The organism is Bacillus sp. 22475 (assembly GCF_052044835.1).
Classification (GTDB): Bacteria; Bacillota; Bacilli; order Bacillales; family Bacillaceae_G; genus Bacillus_A; species Bacillus_A cereus.
In genome coordinates this window covers 1-17,931 of record NZ_JBQENW010000017.1, presented here as the reverse complement: position 1 = coordinate 17,931, position 17,931 = coordinate 1, and the positions used below count along the sequence as shown (strand labels likewise).

Sequence of the window (17,931 nt, the reverse complement as noted above, 5' to 3'; positions counted from 1 at the left end):
CCAACAAATAAGTGTGACGATTCATATTTTACGTTACTGCCCAAAACTATTACCTGTATATTCAAATAATATGTGCTTTCCATGTTAAATTATGGTATTATTCTTAGAAGTTTATAACTTTTATTTATATTTTTTATTGATAAAGGTTTTCCGTATCTACTTATGAAAAAGGAATATATGTTTATTTAACTATTACGCATAACTGCAAGGAGGAAGAATATGACTAAAAAACTCAGTCTAGTTGAGATAGAGTACATTTGCAATATGTTTTTTCAATCTTTCGAAATTCCAGTTTGTTTTTTAGATTGTAACAAAAATATTCTTTTAGAATTTAAATCAAAAAATGATTCACATTCGTTATATACATCAAAAATAGAACAGTTACATATGCTTTTTCAGAGAAATGATACATATAATTCCCCCATCTTCAGAACTCACGAATATCTAGGGCACTTTATTTTAATTCACATAAAGAGCGATTATATGGTGAACGGTACTGTTATTATTGGGCCCTTGACACATGTGAATTTTTCTACAAGTAAAGCGGATAGTAACCTCAATTTTATTCCAAATTATAAAAGAACAAGAGACCATTATTTTTCATTGTCAGTCAAAGATCAAAATTTCTTTGTAAATATAGCGATTTTGTTCTATAACATTCTCTATAAAAAAAATTCAGATGTAAGCACCTTTTCAAATAACAGTGACTCACTTCATATAAGTCATAGCAGCATCTTAAACGAAGATGTATATATCTCAATGCAAAAAGACGAATCCATTTATCATAATTTATATATAGAGCAGCAACTACTTAGTTCTATAGAACACGGGGATAAAGAAACCGTACTCAAATATTATTACGAATTCCAACAAGAGACTCTTTCATCTTTATCTTCATTCCATCAATTAAGACGTCATAAAAACATTTGTATTTCATCCATCACGCTCGCTACTAGATATGCGATAAAAGGGGGACTTCCATCTGGGATTGCTTACAAAATTTACGATTTACATATTCAAAGAACAGAAGATTTAAAAGACAAAGAATCTGTTTGGGATTTATTAAAAAATGCTTTTTGTACCTTTGCAGACCGTGTAAAGGCACAAAAAACACAGCAACATTCACAGACTATTGCTATTTGCAAAAACTACATTTTTAAAAATATTTACAATCCAATATCTGTTAAACAACTTGCTAAATTTACAAATGTGAATTCAGATTATTTATCTATATTATTTAAAAAAGAAGTCGGTATTTCATTAATTGAGTACATTCAACGTGAACGAATCGAAGAAGCAAAGAAATTATTAACTTTCACCACCCATCCTTTATCAGACATATGCGCTTCGCTTAATTTTAGCGATCAAAGTTATTTCACTAAAATTTTTAAAAAATTCACCAATGAAACACCTGGTAAATATCGAAAATCTCATGTTGTCATTTAGAGTGAAACTTCCATTAAAACAAAATGTTTTCAGTAACTCATCAATGGCAAATTAGAAGTACTCCTATATTCATGAACTATAGGATTTATGCTATTTTCAAATCAAAAAACACGTTACTATTCTTTTATTTTAATGAGAATAGTAACGTGTTTTATATGTAATATAGTTCTGTAGACAGAATAGTATCCAACTGCAAATTTTTATAAAAGCCAAATGTACCGCTTAACTATTAAAATCTTAATAAGTAAAAAATCCATATTTCGTTTTATTTACTTTCTACTTTATTTCTTTTGAATACTGAACTCTTTTCTTCAAACGAATAATCCCTACTATTATTTTTGTATCTTTCTAAATTTGCGAATCAAAGTGAGTACTGTACCTGCAATAATCATTAATATGCCGATTGCTGCACTGTTAGTTGTACTTACACCCGTCTTTGGCAGCTCCTTATATGTATATTCTTTTTTATCGGTATTACTGTTATTTGAGATATTATTGTTATTTGTCTTATTAGCAAGACCATTAGGTTTGCTAGTTTCTTTATCTTTCACTAATACTTTTTGTATTGTATTTACCTCATTACCCACGGAATCTCTTACACTATATATTATTTCATAAGTACCAGCTTTAGTTGTATCTATAGTTCCTTCATACGCTACTTTAGAAGTAAGGTCACCGTCTTCTTTGTCAGTAGCTGATACTCCTACCAACGGATCAAATTGATCATCCTCAGTAATTGAAGTTGTAGCAGGTACTTTTAGTATTGGTTTATCATTTTTAACTTCTTCTCTAACTTTGACCGTTACAGTTTGCTTCGCCGTTACTTCATGGCCTTTTGAATCTGTAACTGTGTATTTTAATACGTAAGTACCGGCTTTATTTGTATCTACTTCACCATCAACTTTGATTTTAGAAGTAAGATCACCGTCTTCTTTATCGATAGCTAATACTTCTGCCATTGGAACAAATGAATCTCCTACATGAATTGTCGCTCCAACAGGCACTGTTAATTTAGGTTCTAAATCTGATGTTTCTCCATTTCCCTCTACAATTACAGTCTGTGTAGCCGTTGCATTCCCCCCTTGAGAATCAACAATCAGGTATTCCACAATGTATGTACCTGGTTTTGAAGTATCTACATCGCCTTTATGCTTTACTTTATTTGTTAAATCACCATCTTCCTTATCAACAGCTTTTACATTTCTCATTGGATCAAACGTATCTCCTACACGTAGTGTAATGGTAATTGGTACAGTTAACTCTGGAGCTTGGTTTTCTACTGTTTTTTCGTTTTCTTTCACTGTTCCTGTAATTTTTGCTGCATCAAAAGCGTTTTGGACTGCTTGAACTTCAATTGAGTTCGTTCCATATTTATTAGTTGCAACTGTAAGGCATGCCAATCTCAATTCAGAGAAATTAGAAGTCATGTTTAATTCATCAGTATTTGCATAATAGAAAATATCAAACATTTTATCTTCACCAATACCATTTACATTTACACCGTTATGAGTACCACCTTGTGCAATTAAATACGCAACTTTATTAATAATACTTGAATTAAAATGTACGCCTCCATAATCCTCGCCATTTAAATCATTATATTTACTATAATCATCAGGATACGGTAGTCCTTCTGAAAAATTAATTGCAGTTGGATTTTTCATATTACGAAAAGTCGATCCAGTTTGCTCTCCTATTGTCCAGTTAAATTCCCCATTATTTATGTATTTCTCTATAGCCGTTCCCATAATATCCGATAATGCCTCGTTAATTGCCCCAGATTCTCCTGAGAATTCAAGGTTAGATTCACTTGATGTAACTGCGTGTGTAAATTCATGACCCGCTATATCGAACGCTTTTACCATAGGATCTCCATATAAAAGCATACTAATGTTATTAATATTAGTACTAAATGCATTCTCCCAATTTTCAGGATCATTTGTTCCTCCAGAATCCCATGCATGTACCACTGAAACTACTTTTTTTCCTTTATTATCAAAACTATTACGCTTATATTTTTCTTTATAAAAATCATATACCTTTGTTGCTAAGAAATGAGCGCTTACCGCCTTTGGATCATTAAATGTCGTTGAAACGCTAGTTGCTAGTATACCAGGATAATAACTTTCTTCATTTGTAATATCTCTATAATTTACATCATATGTCTCAATTCCTTGCCCTCTTGTGTAATCAGCAAGCGCATAATTCCCACTGGTCTGTTTAGAAATACCAAATGTACGAGTTACGCCTAAATCATCTTTTCCTGTTCCAGTTAATGATGTGAAATTGCTAGCTTTATTTTCCTTAACGGATTCAACATACTCTTCACTTATTTTCAAACTTGATTCTTGTACCATATCTTTTAACATATCGCCATTATGAGCATTCACTAAATAAGTTCCAGATACATAATTTGGTGTTGTAGCAGCAAATGTAACTTGATATGCATTGCTAGCCTGCCCATGATTTTCATCAACAAAAATAACCGCCTTAACTTCTGGTTCAGAAATAAATTTAGTGTCGTTTCCGTACTTTTTATAAATATATTGTTTCGCTTCTTCTTTTGATAAATTAATAGGTTTCTTTAAATCTTCTTGTGTTAAATTTTGTGCGCTAGCTCCTGAAATGCTTTTAATAATACCTTTTTTATCTACGTGAGCAGTCAACTGGTGGCCATACACTTCTTTTCCTTCATATATTTGTTGCATGCGCACAAGTGTAGTTCCATCATAAGAACCACGTTTTTGAAGAACCTTGTAATCTACTCCTGTTTCTGCACTAACTTGTTTTGGAGACAAAGCATGCTCCGTATTTTCCTTAAGTGCATCTTTCACTACATTCTCTGGCGTTTTTTTTGATGGCTGTGTAAGATTACCTGTACGGAACGAATCCTCTTGAATTTCAACTTGCATTTGACCAGGTTCCTCTGCATGACCTACTCCATATGGTATTACACTTGTTAAAACGAATCCTGTTGTTAATGCAACTATAGCTATTTCTTTTTTATTTCCCATGATATTTACCTCGTATAAATTTCTATTATTTATATGAAACTGCTAAAATGTATACAATCTATTCCTAACATAAAAAGATGACTTTTGTAATCTACAAAAGCCACCTCTTCAATATGTAATATCCCTAAAATGTTTTTAATACATAATTTCTATACAAAAAAGAAAAAAGCATTCATTAACGAGCATTTTGCAATACTTTTATTAGGTCATTTATATTTTCAACTTTCTGCTGAAACTGATCAAGTCTGCTATGTAGCGATGAAGGATTTTTATCTTCAGTTGAAATAACTTGTTTTAATTCGTTTTCTAATTTATCATACACATCAAAGAAATTATCAAATTCTACACTTACAAGCTCTTCATTTTCGCGATAGAATCTTTTTGCTTCTATATAAGTCATATATGATTTATTTAAAAATCCTAATGAAATTAAATATTTAGAAGTGTTTTCTTGATAAATAGCAATATCACATGCCATTTTAATATCAGAATAAGTCTTTTGAACGAGACAATGCAATTCAAAAATCTTAAACTTTAATCCATTATTCATTTCATTCCCTCCCATCGTATCTATTCTACATAAAATTAGAATATTATACAAAGAAAATTATTAGCATAAAATTGACAATTAAAAAAATAACTTAAGGATAAACAAAATCCCTCTCATTATAAATTATAGTTGCGGAGCATTTACCAACATAACAGCAAAATAAAAAACGAAAAGAATAAATCTTTCCGCTATTAGAGTAATAAATACATTTCATATTGCGCTAAAGAATTCTTTTCAAATCCACATTTCTTTAAAAAACCCTCCAATAAATTATTGTTAGAAAACCCAATTGATAAACTTGATAAATGTAATTCTTCTCTTGCTACTTGTAATAATTTCATCCCAACACCAATATTTCTATAATCTTTGTCTACGAAAATAAAACTAATTTTACCTTGTTCATTTACACATAGAGAGCCTTTTAAGTCATTATCGACATATGCACCATAAAATACATTATTTGTTTGTTCGATATAATCAATATCATTTTGCCAATTTATATGGAAGTTTAACCATTTCTGAATTTCATCTTTAAAAGTTGGAAATTCTAATTGTTTTACTTCAATATCCTTACAATCTTTATTCATTATTTTAGTCAAATCATTTAAATTATAATAAGAAAGATCGTACACTTTTTCATAGCCCAACTTATTATAAAAATGAATCGCTCGGTGGTTTCCTACAATGACTTCGAGAAAAAGTTGCTTACATCCATGTTGAATCGCCTCTTCTTTATGCAGTTCAAATAATTTTTGACTCACACCAATACCGCGGTAATTAGGATGAACCGCTAATGTTCCACAGCGCATAGTCTTTATACTTTCATAATCTTTTATACCACCTAATATTACGCCAACTGATTTGTCATCGTCTAAAGCAAGAAAAGAATGTTCTAGCAAATTACCTTCTGGTCCCAAAAAACGGTGTATAAAATCCCCTTTTGAAACTTCCATCTTAATAATATAATCGGAAAATCCATCTTTAAAAGCTTCATATACTAAATCAATATTCACTTCACTACACCTTTTATATTGAATCATATAAAATTGCCCTCCAATTGCTTGTATTAACCTCAACATGTACCCATATAATATATTCCATCTATTATAAATTTCAGCTCTTAATTTGAAATGAACGGACATTTCCCTACATATAACTCACTTTTAATTTGTTTTATAACAAACTATCTATTATTTACTACATTAATCTCATAAACACGCAAAAAAGCAATTAAATGCTCACATGCTCTTTCGCATGCTAGCATTTTAAAGATTTTTTGTTCTTCTTTCGTTTTATCATTAGCCTGATCTGAAGCAGCTTTTAAACATAGAAATGGTTTTTTATTTATTTGACACACATAGGCGAAAGCTGCTACTTCTTGATCAACTGCCAATGCTCCATATACGGTATGGAGTAAATATCTCATTTCTGAACTACGAATACGTTGATCTCCGGATAAAAATGTACCGAAATGTATTGGATCATATGATCGTATTTTTTTTATTCTTCTTACAAGTGATTTTGTTGTTTCAATAGGTGCTGTTCTACCGTTATATAAATTAAAAACATCTTCCCCTGAGCCAGCTGCAGTAACATCGTGTTGTATTGCGTTTAGTGCCACTACAATATGACCGTTTTTCACCTTGTTTGATAAACTTCCGCATATTCCTGCCATAAACAACTCATCCGGCTGAAACTCACTAATTAACAATTGTACACAACTAGCGCAGCTTACTTTACCGACACCAGTAACAACTGATATAATTTCCAGCTCATTAATAGTATGAAAATGAAATTCCCAAGCTGCTCTTTTTTCAACACGTTCACTCGGATAATGTTGATGCAAATACGTCAGTTCTGGTTCCCATGCAGATACTATTGCAATACGTTTCATTACACGCTTCACTTCCCCTATTGTCATTTAAATAAGTTATCTATACTTTCTCGCTCATAATCTGGAATCCATTCTTTGTATTTCTTATATAAATCTCGTATTATTTCTTTATTCTTCGCAATTACTTCACATCCTCTATCATCATACATAAACATGACAATATCTTTCGTTTCATTTATGAGAAATACATCTGGATAAGAAATTTCTTTTTTTCGTCCAAATCGAGGATACAGAGCAGAGAAATCCTCATGATTAGCAGCTTGTATAAGCGATTCATACTTAATATCTTCTACGAGACATTTTAAAGAAAATTGATATGTACAATATAAATCTGCTTCTTTATCTTCAAATAGAAACGGTAACGTTTCTTGTCTTATATGAAATCTTAAATCTCTTTTCTTAATATATTTATTGTATACATTTATTTTCTGTGGAGTTTTTATGTTTTCCTTTTTAAATCTATAAACATTTGTCACTACAAACACTACATCTTCTTTTGAAAATATGTCTTCAAATAAGAATTTATTATATGTATATAGTTGAGAAAAGTATTCCATATTTAAATCGTTGGTTCCTTCTACAATTTGATATTTATCTTTTCCGAAATCAAAATGTAAATGATTTCCCCACTGAGAATATAAGTAGGGTCCTAATGTAACTCCTGGAAATGTTTGATTCATATATTCTTTTAATTGCATTTCCTTGTCCTTTCTACTGTACAATTCCTTTTAAATCCCGATATGCTTCTTCTAGCCACGGATGTATAACTTTCAATGTATCTTTCCTTTCCCACAAATATGAAATATATACAAAAGCTGCTTTTTCCAAAGATTTTTCCAATCCTTTTTTTATTTCTATTAAATATGGTGGCTTCCCTTTTTGATCCCATTCTATTTTATCTGCAACAAATAATACTAAATCCATCTTCGTTGCATGTTTACGCAACGTTGTATGGCAACAAATTGCATTTAAAATTTCTTCATCTTCTACTTTAAATATTTCTTTTGCGATTACTCTCGATAATTTTTGATGAATAATCATAGGAAATTTTCTTTCTGCTTCCACTATTTCTACCCCAAATTCTTCAGCAACTGCAATCCGCTCCTCGTTCGGAAAAATTCCACTAATATCATGTAAATATCCTGCAATTGCTGCTTTTTCTTTATCTACGTGAAACTTTTCTGCAATCTTTTTTGCCTCATTTGCCACACGAATTGAATGTTTATATGTAAACTCTTTATTATATTTTAGTAGAAAAGCTTTAATATCATTGTCTATTTTTCCAGTTGGAGTAAATGAATATATATCGTCATACAGCATAGCAAATCCCCCTTACAACTAACTTTCAGTATAATATAGAATCCAAATATCCTTTTTACTTTATATTCGATATTAATCTTTTTACTCCTTTTTAATACGTTACATGAAATTTTATACAGAATCATCGCTACAAGTACATAAATGTTTGATATTATAGTAATGTTGATGATTTGTAAGGAAAGGAACTACACAATGAATAAAAATATATTAATTATTGATGATGATAAAGAAATTGTTGAATTACTTGCTGTTTATTTGCGAAATGAAGGCTATAACATTTATAAAGCTTATGATGGCGATGAAGCATTGCAAAAGGTTTCTACATATGAAGTTGACCTTATGATTTTGGATATTATGATGCCAAAACGAAACGGATTAGAAGTTTGTCAGGAAGTGCGTGAAAATAATACTGTACCAATTCTAATGCTTAGTGCAAAAGCAGAAGATATGGATAAAATATTAGGCCTTATGACAGGTGCTGATGATTATATGATCAAACCATTCAATCCATTAGAATTAGTAGCTAGAGTGAAAGCTTTATTACGAAGATCCTCTTTCCAAAATGCTACTTCGCAAAAGAATGAAGATGGTATTATTCGTATTCGCTCTGTTGAAATACACAAACATAATCATACAGTTAAAGTAAATGGAGAGTACATTAAACTAACCTCTATTGAATTCGATATTTTATATTTACTTGCGAGTAATACAGGAAGAGTATTTAGTTCAGAAGAAATTTTCGAACGCGTTTGGAATGAAGATGGTTATGGTTCAAATAAGACGGTAATGGTCCATATTAGCAACTTACGAGATAAACTTGAAACAGTAATAAATGGAGAAAAATTTATTCATACTGTTTGGGGAGTTGGCTATAAAATTGAGAAATGAAGCATTTGATATATTAAAAGATATTCCTAAATGGAAACTTATTTTTTGGCTTTTATTAGCTATCACACTCACTCCTATTACTGAACTAATTATTTATCGCCTCGTTACGAGTGTAATTGAGAGTTCACTTACTCTAACTGAACTCGGTAAAGAATTCATTCGAATTTTTGGTTATGAAAAGTATAAAGGGATTAAAGAGTCTTTATGGATGATGATTGTATCTTATTTGTTTTTATTTTCTATTTTTTCATCCTATCTTTACATTTTTTATCGTCACGAGAAAAAACTTTATTATGAAACTTGTATAAAAAAAATGATAGAAGAAATTCGTTATATTGCAAATGGAAACTTCAATCATAAAGTTTCTATTGTAAATCATAATTATCTAGAAGAATTAGCAATCGGGGTCAATGAAATTGTTGAACAATTAAAAGTCTCCATTGATGAAGAAAGACAAGCTGAACAAGCAAAAAGTGAACTTATTACAAATGTATCACATGACTTACGCACTCCCCTTACTTCTATAGTTGGATACGTAAATTTAATCCATCATGATAATTATAGAGATGAAGTGGAATTGCGATACTATATTCAAGTCATTTACGATAAAGTAACTCGTCTTAATGCATTAATGAATGACTTGTTCGAATATACACGTGTTCAAAATAAAGAATTAAGCTTGTATTCTGTTCCTATTGATATTGTAGAATTACTTGGACAATTAACTGTTCAATTCCGCATACAGGTTCAAGAAGCTAATATAGAATGTCGGCCTTCTTTCCCGTCTCAAAAGCTCATGGTATTAGCTGATGGTGACAAATTAGTGCGTGTGTTTGAAAATCTTATTATAAACGCTATCGCTTATGGAAGCGAAGGTCGCTATATTGACCTTACTGCTTATGAAAGCAATAATATGATTACAATTGATATAACAAATTACGGACAACCTATTCCTAGTACGGATTTACCTCATATTTTTGAACGTTTTTATCGCGTTGAGAAATCTCGCTCTACAAACACTGGTGGATCTGGACTTGGATTAGCAATTGCAAAAAGTATAGTCGAGTTGCATAAAGGAACAATTGAAGTATATAGTGATGACGAAAAAACAACATTCACTGTAAAACTACTCCCATACAAATGTTAATATTACAAATAAAAAGTTCAATTTCTTACCATATAAGAAATTGAACTTTTTCCATAATTACCCTAAATTTAATAATCCTTTATAATTCTTTAGAAATTCTTTACCTTTTCTTTCTTCCTAATTAAGCATTCCTTTTTACAATACTATTATTGATGTCATAATAGGAGGATCGCTTATGCAATTCTTAAAAAAATTCGCTATTTTATTATTATCTTTTTTCATTACTGCACTTATCGTTTTATATTTTTACCTTTATGTAAATGGTCCGATTATTCAAGCTAAATCAGCTATTTTAATAAATGCTAATTCAGGTGAAATTGTTTATAAAAAAAATGAAGAAACTCCAGTACAATCAGCTGCTTTATCTAAATTAATGACAGAATATATCGTATTGGAGCAACTAAATGATAGAAAGATACAGTTAGATGACTTCGTACAAATAAGTAACGAAGTTTTCCGAGTAGAAACAAGCCCTATACAAGTAACATCGAATGATAAAACAACGGTTCGTGATTTACTTCATGCATTGCTACTAGCAGGGAATAATCGTTCTGCACTCGCTCTAGCAGAACACATTGCTGGAAATGAAGATAACTTTACAATATTAATGAATAAAAAAGCAAAAGAACTACAGTTATTACAACCATCTCCATTTCTAAACTCTACTGGAATTAATCATGATACAAATAAACAATCAACTACAACAGCAATAGACGCAGCTAAACTAGCTGCACGATTAGTAAAAGATTTTCCAGATGTATTGAATATTACGAAACTAACCTCTTACCAATTTACCTTCAAAGATTCCCAGGTTTTCAATACGAATAAAATGATATATTCCCTTAATGAAAACATTAAACTTCAAGGTGTTGATGGCTTACAAACTAGTTTTTCAACTAACGGTAATTATAGTTTTGTCAGTACAGCAAAACTTGGAGATACTAGACTAATTTCAGTAATATTAGATGCAGATGAAGAAAACATTTCATTTATTGAAACAAAAAAGTTGCTACAGTATGGTTTTGATCCTTCCTCGTACTCTGCACTCCAAGCTTTTAAAGACGCCCTTACATCTTGGACAATATTGCTTCAGTTTAAAAATTTAATTATACAAACTATAATGATTTTTTTAATCATTACCACCTTAATGTTTTTACATATACGTCAGAAAAAATCCGAGGATTTCAATTAAGAAATCTTCTTATATATATAAAACCGACTTGCGCTTAAGATGCAAGTCGGTTTTTAATTCTATCATCCTCTTCCAATCAAATTTGCTGAAACTGGTTGCAAGTTTAACTTCCTCGCCCATACAGACAGCTGACCAATATGATGAATTTCATATCCCATTACATGTCTTAAAACCTATGTTTTTTGAGGCATACATCCATCTCTGTTTCCTTTCGTTGTGTTCGTTTGTTTAGTTTAAATGGGTTAATCTATTAATTCTATTAAATCCAACAATTTAACTATTACATTTTAAAGTTCTACTCATATACTATAGTAGATTACTAGAAAGGAGGTTTAACTATGGATAGTTGCGTTGTATTTGTAAACGGACAACCTTTTTTAGTTCTTTCAGTAGCTGGTATTGAAATTGCTAGATTAGAGATTTCCCTTCAAGTAGCATTAGCTCTAAGAGTGCTTGGGATACCAATCTGTGATTAATTACCAAATTAAAAGAAAAAGAGGGCATTAGCCCTCTTTTTTTATTTTCCTCATATATTTTCTTAACAACAAATAAAATTTTAATTTTTATATTGTAAGGAAATTCCGAAAAATCAACTCATTTTATTCAATAAAAAGAGCACCACCCATACCTCATTATCCGTTTCTAAAAAATTAGAATTCGATTAATTACAAAAAAATTTAAATATACGAACGTTACATAAAATACTTGTTAGAATAGCTGTCCTTCACACTATTTATTTCGCCGACGTTATATAATCAAAGCACCAATGATTAACTTTTTATACGGCTTATTTTAAGTGCGCTAGCATTCTAGGCTAGATAATTATGACTGCAAAAAAACTTCAAGTTCTCGTTTATATAAATCAAATAACGCTTTCACTTTTTGAATCGATTGATAATCTTTAAATTGCTGTTCTCTATCTTCTTATCCTTGAAGAGCACTAATCCAACTATACTCTACATCTACAATATGAAATAATGTTTCTAACATACCCCCAGTTTGCAAAGTAAATCTTCCTCTGAAAGTTGTTCACACCACTTAAACCAATCATCTCTTACTTGCCAATTATATTGAAATAAAGTGTACACATTTATCTCTCCCTTACTTCAATTATCCACCTAACAGCATCTGTTATATAATGTGGTTCATCTTTTTGAATATAATGACCACTTTGTTCTGCAATTATTAGTTTATTTTTGTTTGATAATCGTAATAATTCTTCTTGCAATTGTAACCATTTTATTTGTGCATCTTGCGAATAAAAAGCTTTTTTACCAGCAGCTAACACGACGAGTGGAATATCTCTCGTCAACTGACAATATTTATCTGCTTCACCCAGACTAAACATAAACTCTTCATAAGAACTTTCATGTACAAATTGTTTATAGTAAGCTTCTTGAAATTCTGGAGACATGATTGGCAAAAATGCTTCTTTATAATTTTCTGGTGTCGAATCAACCAAAACTATTCCCAACATATCTTCAGGATAAAAATCAGTAAATAAACGTGCATTTATACCACCAAAAGAATGTCCTACAAAAATATAAGGTGGCTTCAGTTGTAAAAGATTTAAGCATGTTCTCAAATCTTTTACCATTTCAGAACTAATACGTTTCTTGGAACTCTTCCCGCTTTTGCCTAATCCAGCCCGATCGTATGTAAGTATCGTAGCATATTCCGTCAGTTCTTCAGCAGTTTGATTCCATGCCTTCGAATAATCACCATAGCCTGATTCCAATATAATAACAGGCTGCTGCTTCTTTCCTTGGAATATTTTCGTATACATTTTAAAATCAGCAACTTGTATATATTCCTCTATACATTTAACCATTGACAATCACTTCTCTTCGGCCAAGTTCCTCTACAGCGTGATTAATTATTTCACTTACAGATAAAGAACCATCCAATATGATATCTGAATTCGGCTTAACAGTATGAATTGCCTCTAAATAAGCTTTTCTCGCATATGTCATGTAGTGTTCCAAATCATTATGTATTTCATCTATTGTACCTTCCTTAAAATCTCGCAAAATCCTTCTAGCCATCGCAATATCTAAAGGCGTGTCAATAAATATAGTTACATCAATGAATTTTCGCATCTCACTATTTAAGTATGCAAAAGGATAATCTACAATAATATAGTCTAAGGTATTATTTTGTATAAGTTGCTCAATATCATGAATTAATGGTGTTAATACCCACTCGTCGTAATTCGCCCCATCATCAATCCATTTACAAATATCAGCAGGAGATTTATCAAATGTGTAACTATCAAAATATAGAGCTTTTGAGTTTTTAAACTTATGCTTTAATCTTTCTGTAATTGTAGTTTTACCTCCCCCCGAAACAGCTGCAATTGAAATTATTTTTGTTTTATTATCCACTATACCCACCAAGCCCCTTTTGTTAACATAATATAATTATAAATTACTATCGTTGCTACTTCTTCCATTCATATTCTAACATACTCATTTCCCATAAATTCCAATACGTTTCTCCTACTCTTTTTGACTCTCTTAATAAGCCTTCTTTTACAAACCCTATTTTTTCGTAACATGAAATGGCCGATGTATTAAAATCATACACACCAAGAGTTACTCTATGTAGTTTTAATTCTTCAAAAGCAATATGAAGTACTGCTTTCATCATATGTTTTCCTATAGAACGTCCTCTCATTTTCGTATTACCAACTAATACTTTTCCAATTCTAGCCGACTTATTAATATTATCTATTTGCCCAAGCGAAATATGACCAATAACGTCTGAAGTCTCTTCATCTACCACTTTGAAAGCGAGTGTATTTGCACTTTCTATATACTTCTCTAATTGCTGTTCGTCTAAAGGGAATGTGAATGCATTTCCTGACCATTGTATTAGAAATTCTTCAGAATTAATCCAATTTATTAATTGTTTAAAATCAGATTTTTTAAAGGTTTTTAGTTTAATCACTTCCATGCCCCTTTCGTACATCATACTTTATAACCTCGAACTTATTTCTATATAAAGAATATATTCTCCTTTTATATGAAATTAAAATAAAGCCATTCATGTGAATGGCTTTACAAAAAAGCAGCATAATTATGCTTTGTTTGCTACATCAATACCATTAAAATCAAAGTCAGCAGTAACCGTTGTAACAGGTGGGAAAATTGCTTCAATTTTACAAATGGAAATAATTACTCCAACCGATCCAGGAATAGCCGCAAGCCTAACTACATCACAACTTACAGACGAAACAGTACCTACATAAGTACGTCCCTCTGTATTAATTTGAACTGTTCGATTAATTAATTTCTTAAGTTCATCTCTAATTCCTTGTACACAAGAATTATCACATTTCTCATGCTGTTCTTTTTTACACTCTTCGAATACTTCCCAACAATCATCTTGTTTACATGTACACTTCTTTTTACAATTATTAAATCGAGAACCCAATACCTCACCCCCTAATCCTTTCTATTAGTAAAGTATGTCCACTAGCTTAAAAGGGTACGAGGCAAACACATAAAAAGAAAAAAACAAACAATTGTACCAAACTTTCTTTTCATTATTCATTATAAAAACAGACTTCTCCTAATTAAAAGCTTTTTAATGAGCGGCCGTGAATTTAGTCCTACTCCATTTAATGTTTAGACACCACTTTCTAAAACAAACCTTTTTTCTTTTAAATAAGACACCCCTTAAAAACACACTAGATTTCCCCATTAACTCACATATACATAGACTTTATTTGTGGATTTCCCATTTTTCATTGTGAAATATACATTTAAAAAGCGTACTCGAAAATAAGATATTATTTGTAATCAGAACATTTTCTTCAACAAGTGTTTATTGAAAAATACCATAACTAGTAGTAGTTCTCTCCACTTTCTCTTAAAAATTAGCATAGTTTGTATGAATTCTATATCGAGTAGAAGACACTCTATCATATAAAGATAAAATAGTAGGTTAATAAACAAGCCATTTTTTTATTAAAACATAGAATAATATGAACACTATTGAAAGGAGGTAGAAATAAATGTCCTGGAAAAATGATTGCTGGAGTTCTCAGAAAAAGCATTGTTGTGATGATTGGTGGAAATCTAAAGAAAAGCATCATTGTGATGATGATTGGAGTTCTCAGGAAAAACATTGTAATGATGATTGGTGGAAATCTAAAGAAAAGTGTCATCGTGATGATGATTGGTGGAAATCTAAAGAAAAGTGTCATCGTGATGATGATTGGAGTTCTAAACGAAATAAGTGTCATTGTAAATGTTTCTTTATTTGTTGCCATTGTAAAAGAAAAAATTGGTAATATTTTTGATGTCAACGTAAAGGAAAGAATATGTCTTTTGGAACCGATAAATACTAGAATGTATTATACAAAAAGCTGACTGAATATAGTCAGCTTTTTGTCAATGAACACGTAAAGATTTCAACAGACATATATATTTACTGATTAAGTGGGGTATTAAGAAAAAACAAGCTAACTCTTATAAATCGATTTTTAATTACTTCACGTACGTATAAAGCTTTAGATGCTCTCATTAATTCAGACGAATTTACCGGCATTTTCACCAAAAAATTCATGGAACCTTTAATTAGTCGAGTATTTTCATTATCTTCAGGAGCCCCACAGACAATCGGGGTTTCTTTTATTTAAATAAAAATTTTTTTAAATTTTACAAACTCGCCTATATTAAAATATCTTCTAAAATCCCTATTGAACATTTATAATACTTTTAAACGGTTTAAATTCTACGATTAGTAATGGAGGCATTTTAATGGGAAACATCCCAAAAGTATCATCACACCAATCAAATCCTAATATACCCTCACAGCAAGTGAATCCTAATACCCAACAAGGTAGTATAAAAAAAACAAGACGCCGTATTATAACTACTTTGGCTTTTATATTACCTATAATTTTTGTCCTTCAATATTCTCTGAATAATCAACAAGAAATGATTAAAGAAAAACAAATCACACTTAATACGGAGCAACAAAAATTATCTTCTATAAAGAAGGATAGTCATTCCCTTAAAAATGATGTTAAGGCTTTAACAAGTAGTGAAGAAGAAATTTTAAAATTCGCAAGGAAACTGTATGGATTTTCTAAACAAAATGAAACTATATTTCAAATAACTGAATAAAATTACACGGCATTACCTAAAAGGCGATTTGAAGATAATCGCCTTTTTATATTTAATTTCTAAAGGAATCATACTAATCTCTCTTTCTATCATGTAACTACTTTGTTTAATTTGTTAAAATACAACCGCTTGTCCGTTTCACTTTGCTCTATCACTACATTTACTATTAGTAATACGATTTTTAGAGGTGATAAATAATGGACAAGTTTTTATCTTTTGCTGCACTTAATCCGGGTTCTATTGGACCTACACTTCCACCTGTTCAACCTTTTCAATTCCCTACCGGTCCCACCGGTTCTACAGGAGCTACTGGATTAACCGGATCAACTGGACCGACTGGGCCAACCGGATCAACCGGACCAACTGGACCGACTGGGCCAACCGGATCAACCGGACTAACTGGATTAACCGGACTAACTGGATTAACCGGACCAACCGGATCAACTGGACCAACCGGATCAACTGGGCCAACTGGACCAACTGGACCAACTGGATTTAATCTTCCTGCTGGACCTGCATCTATTACCTTGACTTCTAACGAAACCACAGCATGTGTATCCACTCAAGGAAATAATACTTTATTTTTTTCGGGTCAAGTATTAGTAAACGGTAGTCCTACTCCAGGAGTAGTGGTCAGTTTTTCATTTAGTAACCCATCTCTTGCTTTCATGGTTCCTCTTGCTGTCATTACCAATGCCTCAGGTAACTTTACCGCTGTATTTCTAGCCGCTAATGGGCCTGGAACAGTAACCGTTACTGCTTCACTTCTTGATTCTCCTGGAACAATGGCTAGCGTCATTATTACCATTGTGAATTGTCCGTAATAATTTTATTTTTAAGAACTAAGCAATTTCTAATAAAAAGAGCACTGATTTATGAACTGCACCCCAATTGTTAGACACAGTCTAACAATTGGAGGTGCAGTTTTTCTATGGCTAAATTTACAGCTGATGAAAAAATACAAATCGTTCTACGTTATTTGAACGGAAATGAAAGTTATCGAGAAATGGGTAGATCGCTCGGTATAAGTGACACAATCATTTTGAATTGGGTAAACCAATATAAACAGAATGGTCTGGAAGCTTTTCTAAAACGATGTACAAATTACACACAACAATTTAAACTAGACATACTAAACTTTATGATTGAAAACGGTATGTCCTTATTTGAGACAGCAGCTATCTTTAATATTCCTGCCCCTTCAACGATTTCTGTTTGGAAAAAACAGCTCGAAACACAAGGAATTGATGCCCTTCAATCTAAGAAAAAGGGGCGTCCATCCATGAAAAAAGATTCAAATAAACAATTAAAACAACCTTTAGCTGAAGGGTCAGTCGAAGCACTT

At 31.3% G+C, this 17,931-nt stretch carries 20 protein-coding genes and 3 pseudogenes; 9 read left to right on the top strand and 14 right to left on the bottom strand.

The genetic code is table 11. The annotated features are described in order from the left end of the window. Positions 1-219 precede the first annotated feature (219 nt). Positions 220-1,446 (top strand): helix-turn-helix transcriptional regulator, encoded by a 1,227-nt coding sequence (locus tag ACTJJY_RS22170; protein WP_440606546.1) that lies wholly within the window; start codon positions 220-222, stop codon positions 1,444-1,446. Positions 1,447-1,778: 332 nt separating this feature from the next. Here the strand turns inward: ACTJJY_RS22170 and ACTJJY_RS22165 are convergent, their stop codons facing one another. The 6 genes from ACTJJY_RS22165 to yqeK all read right to left on the bottom strand — a co-directional run bounded on the left by ACTJJY_RS22165 (position 1,779) and on the right by yqeK (position 8,224). Further along, on the bottom strand, positions 1,779-4,460 hold the full coding sequence (locus ACTJJY_RS22165; RefSeq protein WP_440606545.1) for a M4 family metallopeptidase: 2,682 nt from the start codon (positions 4,458-4,460) through the stop codon (positions 1,779-1,781). 175 nt (positions 4,461-4,635) lie between these two features. Further along, the gene (locus tag ACTJJY_RS22160) at positions 4,636-5,010 is read right to left on the bottom strand and encodes a hypothetical protein (protein WP_029442358.1); all 375 of its coding nucleotides are present in this window, start codon (positions 5,008-5,010) and stop codon (positions 4,636-4,638) included. A gap of 191 nt (positions 5,011-5,201) precedes the next feature. Beyond that, the gene (locus ACTJJY_RS22155; RefSeq protein WP_440606544.1) at positions 5,202-6,050 is read right to left on the bottom strand and encodes a GNAT family N-acetyltransferase; all 849 of its coding nucleotides are present in this window, start codon (positions 6,048-6,050) and stop codon (positions 5,202-5,204) included. 143 nt (positions 6,051-6,193) lie between these two features. Beyond that, positions 6,194-6,931 carry a phosphorylase family protein gene (locus ACTJJY_RS22150; RefSeq protein ID WP_440606543.1) on the bottom strand — a complete coding sequence of 246 codons (738 nt, stop codon included), beginning with the start codon at positions 6,929-6,931 and terminating at the stop codon, positions 6,194-6,196. Beyond that, positions 6,928-7,602, bottom strand: a complete 675-nt coding sequence (locus tag ACTJJY_RS22145; RefSeq protein ID WP_440606542.1) for a DUF3885 domain-containing protein — start codon at positions 7,600-7,602, stop codon at positions 6,928-6,930. The genes ACTJJY_RS22150 and ACTJJY_RS22145 overlap by 4 nt, the downstream gene beginning before the upstream one ends. 13 nt (positions 7,603-7,615) lie before the next feature. Then, positions 7,616-8,224, bottom strand: coding sequence for a bis(5'-nucleosyl)-tetraphosphatase (symmetrical) YqeK (gene yqeK, locus ACTJJY_RS22140; RefSeq protein ID WP_440606541.1), 609 nt, complete (start codon positions 8,222-8,224; stop codon positions 7,616-7,618). Between the two features lie 192 nt (positions 8,225-8,416). Between yqeK and ACTJJY_RS22135 the strand changes: the two genes are divergently transcribed. From ACTJJY_RS22135 to ACTJJY_RS22125, 3 genes are all read left to right on the top strand, one after another. Beyond that, positions 8,417-9,112: a response regulator transcription factor gene (locus ACTJJY_RS22135; protein ID WP_001038807.1), complete on the top strand. Its 696-nt coding sequence runs from the start codon at positions 8,417-8,419 to the stop codon at positions 9,110-9,112. Further along, positions 9,102-10,259 (top strand): sensor histidine kinase, encoded by a 1,158-nt coding sequence (locus ACTJJY_RS22130; protein WP_001243312.1) that lies wholly within the window; start codon positions 9,102-9,104, stop codon positions 10,257-10,259. Before ACTJJY_RS22135 ends, ACTJJY_RS22130 begins: the two co-directional genes overlap by 11 nt. Positions 10,260-10,434: 175 nt before the next feature. Next, positions 10,435-11,451, top strand: a complete 1,017-nt coding sequence (locus ACTJJY_RS22125; protein ID WP_440606540.1) for a D-alanyl-D-alanine carboxypeptidase family protein — start codon at positions 10,435-10,437, stop codon at positions 11,449-11,451. Between the two features lie 62 nt (positions 11,452-11,513). Here ACTJJY_RS22125 and ACTJJY_RS22120 read toward each other — a convergent pair. After that, positions 11,514-11,624 (bottom strand): annotated as a pseudogene (locus ACTJJY_RS22120) (DinB family protein); the annotation flags it as partial. 165 nt (positions 11,625-11,789) lie between these two features. Here ACTJJY_RS22120 and ACTJJY_RS22115 point away from each other — a divergent pair. Next, positions 11,790-11,927, top strand: a complete 138-nt coding sequence (locus tag ACTJJY_RS22115) for a DUF3956 domain-containing protein (protein ID WP_000376554.1) — start codon at positions 11,790-11,792, stop codon at positions 11,925-11,927. 352 nt (positions 11,928-12,279) lie between these two features. On the opposite strand, the pseudogene ACTJJY_RS22110 reads toward ACTJJY_RS22115, so the two are convergent. The 5 genes and pseudogenes from ACTJJY_RS22110 to ACTJJY_RS22090 all read right to left on the bottom strand — a co-directional run. Continuing rightward, positions 12,280-12,539 (bottom strand): annotated as a pseudogene (locus ACTJJY_RS22110) (DinB family protein); the annotation flags it as partial. A 2-nt stretch (positions 12,540-12,541) separates the two neighbouring features. Beyond that, positions 12,542-13,282 carry an alpha/beta fold hydrolase gene (locus tag ACTJJY_RS22105; RefSeq protein ID WP_440606539.1) on the bottom strand — a complete coding sequence of 247 codons (741 nt, stop codon included), beginning with the start codon at positions 13,280-13,282 and terminating at the stop codon, positions 12,542-12,544. After that, the gene (locus ACTJJY_RS22100) at positions 13,275-13,844 is read right to left on the bottom strand and encodes an AAA family ATPase (RefSeq protein ID WP_000513265.1); all 570 of its coding nucleotides are present in this window, start codon (positions 13,842-13,844) and stop codon (positions 13,275-13,277) included. The genes ACTJJY_RS22105 and ACTJJY_RS22100 overlap by 8 nt, the downstream gene beginning before the upstream one ends. A 46-nt stretch (positions 13,845-13,890) precedes the next feature. Further along, complete coding sequence (locus tag ACTJJY_RS22095; protein ID WP_440606538.1) at positions 13,891-14,424, bottom strand: GNAT family N-acetyltransferase; 534 nt, start codon at positions 14,422-14,424, stop codon at positions 13,891-13,893. Between the two features lie 105 nt (positions 14,425-14,529). Next, complete coding sequence (locus tag ACTJJY_RS22090) at positions 14,530-14,886, bottom strand: hypothetical protein (RefSeq protein ID WP_000535577.1); 357 nt, start codon at positions 14,884-14,886, stop codon at positions 14,530-14,532. Between the two features lie 596 nt (positions 14,887-15,482). Between ACTJJY_RS22090 and ACTJJY_RS22085 the strand changes: the two genes are divergently transcribed. The 3 genes and pseudogenes from ACTJJY_RS22085 to ACTJJY_RS22075 form a co-directional block, all read left to right on the top strand. Continuing rightward, a complete protein-coding gene (locus ACTJJY_RS22085) occupies positions 15,483-15,827 on the top strand; it encodes a hypothetical protein (RefSeq protein WP_440606537.1) in 345 nt (114 codons plus the stop codon). Positions 15,828-16,217: 390 nt separating this feature from the next. After that, complete coding sequence (locus ACTJJY_RS22080) at positions 16,218-16,586, top strand: FtsB family cell division protein (RefSeq protein ID WP_086406179.1); 369 nt, start codon at positions 16,218-16,220, stop codon at positions 16,584-16,586. Between the two features lie 197 nt (positions 16,587-16,783). Beyond that, a pseudogene (locus tag ACTJJY_RS22075) lies at positions 16,784-16,840 on the top strand (exosporium leader peptide-containing protein); the annotation flags it as partial. Between the two features lie 17 nt (positions 16,841-16,857). Here ACTJJY_RS22075 and ACTJJY_RS22070 read toward each other — a convergent pair. Further along, the gene (locus tag ACTJJY_RS22070) at positions 16,858-17,133 is read right to left on the bottom strand and encodes a hypothetical protein (RefSeq protein ID WP_440606597.1); all 276 of its coding nucleotides are present in this window, start codon (positions 17,131-17,133) and stop codon (positions 16,858-16,860) included. Between the two features lie 45 nt (positions 17,134-17,178). Then, the gene (locus ACTJJY_RS22065; RefSeq protein ID WP_000236251.1) at positions 17,179-17,394 is read right to left on the bottom strand and encodes a hypothetical protein; all 216 of its coding nucleotides are present in this window, start codon (positions 17,392-17,394) and stop codon (positions 17,179-17,181) included. 123 nt (positions 17,395-17,517) lie between these two features. On the opposite strand from ACTJJY_RS22065, the gene ACTJJY_RS22060 reads away from it, so the two are divergent. Then, positions 17,518-17,931, top strand: a 414-nt coding sequence (locus ACTJJY_RS22060) for a transposase (protein WP_440605686.1), incomplete at its 3' end; no start/stop codon positions are given.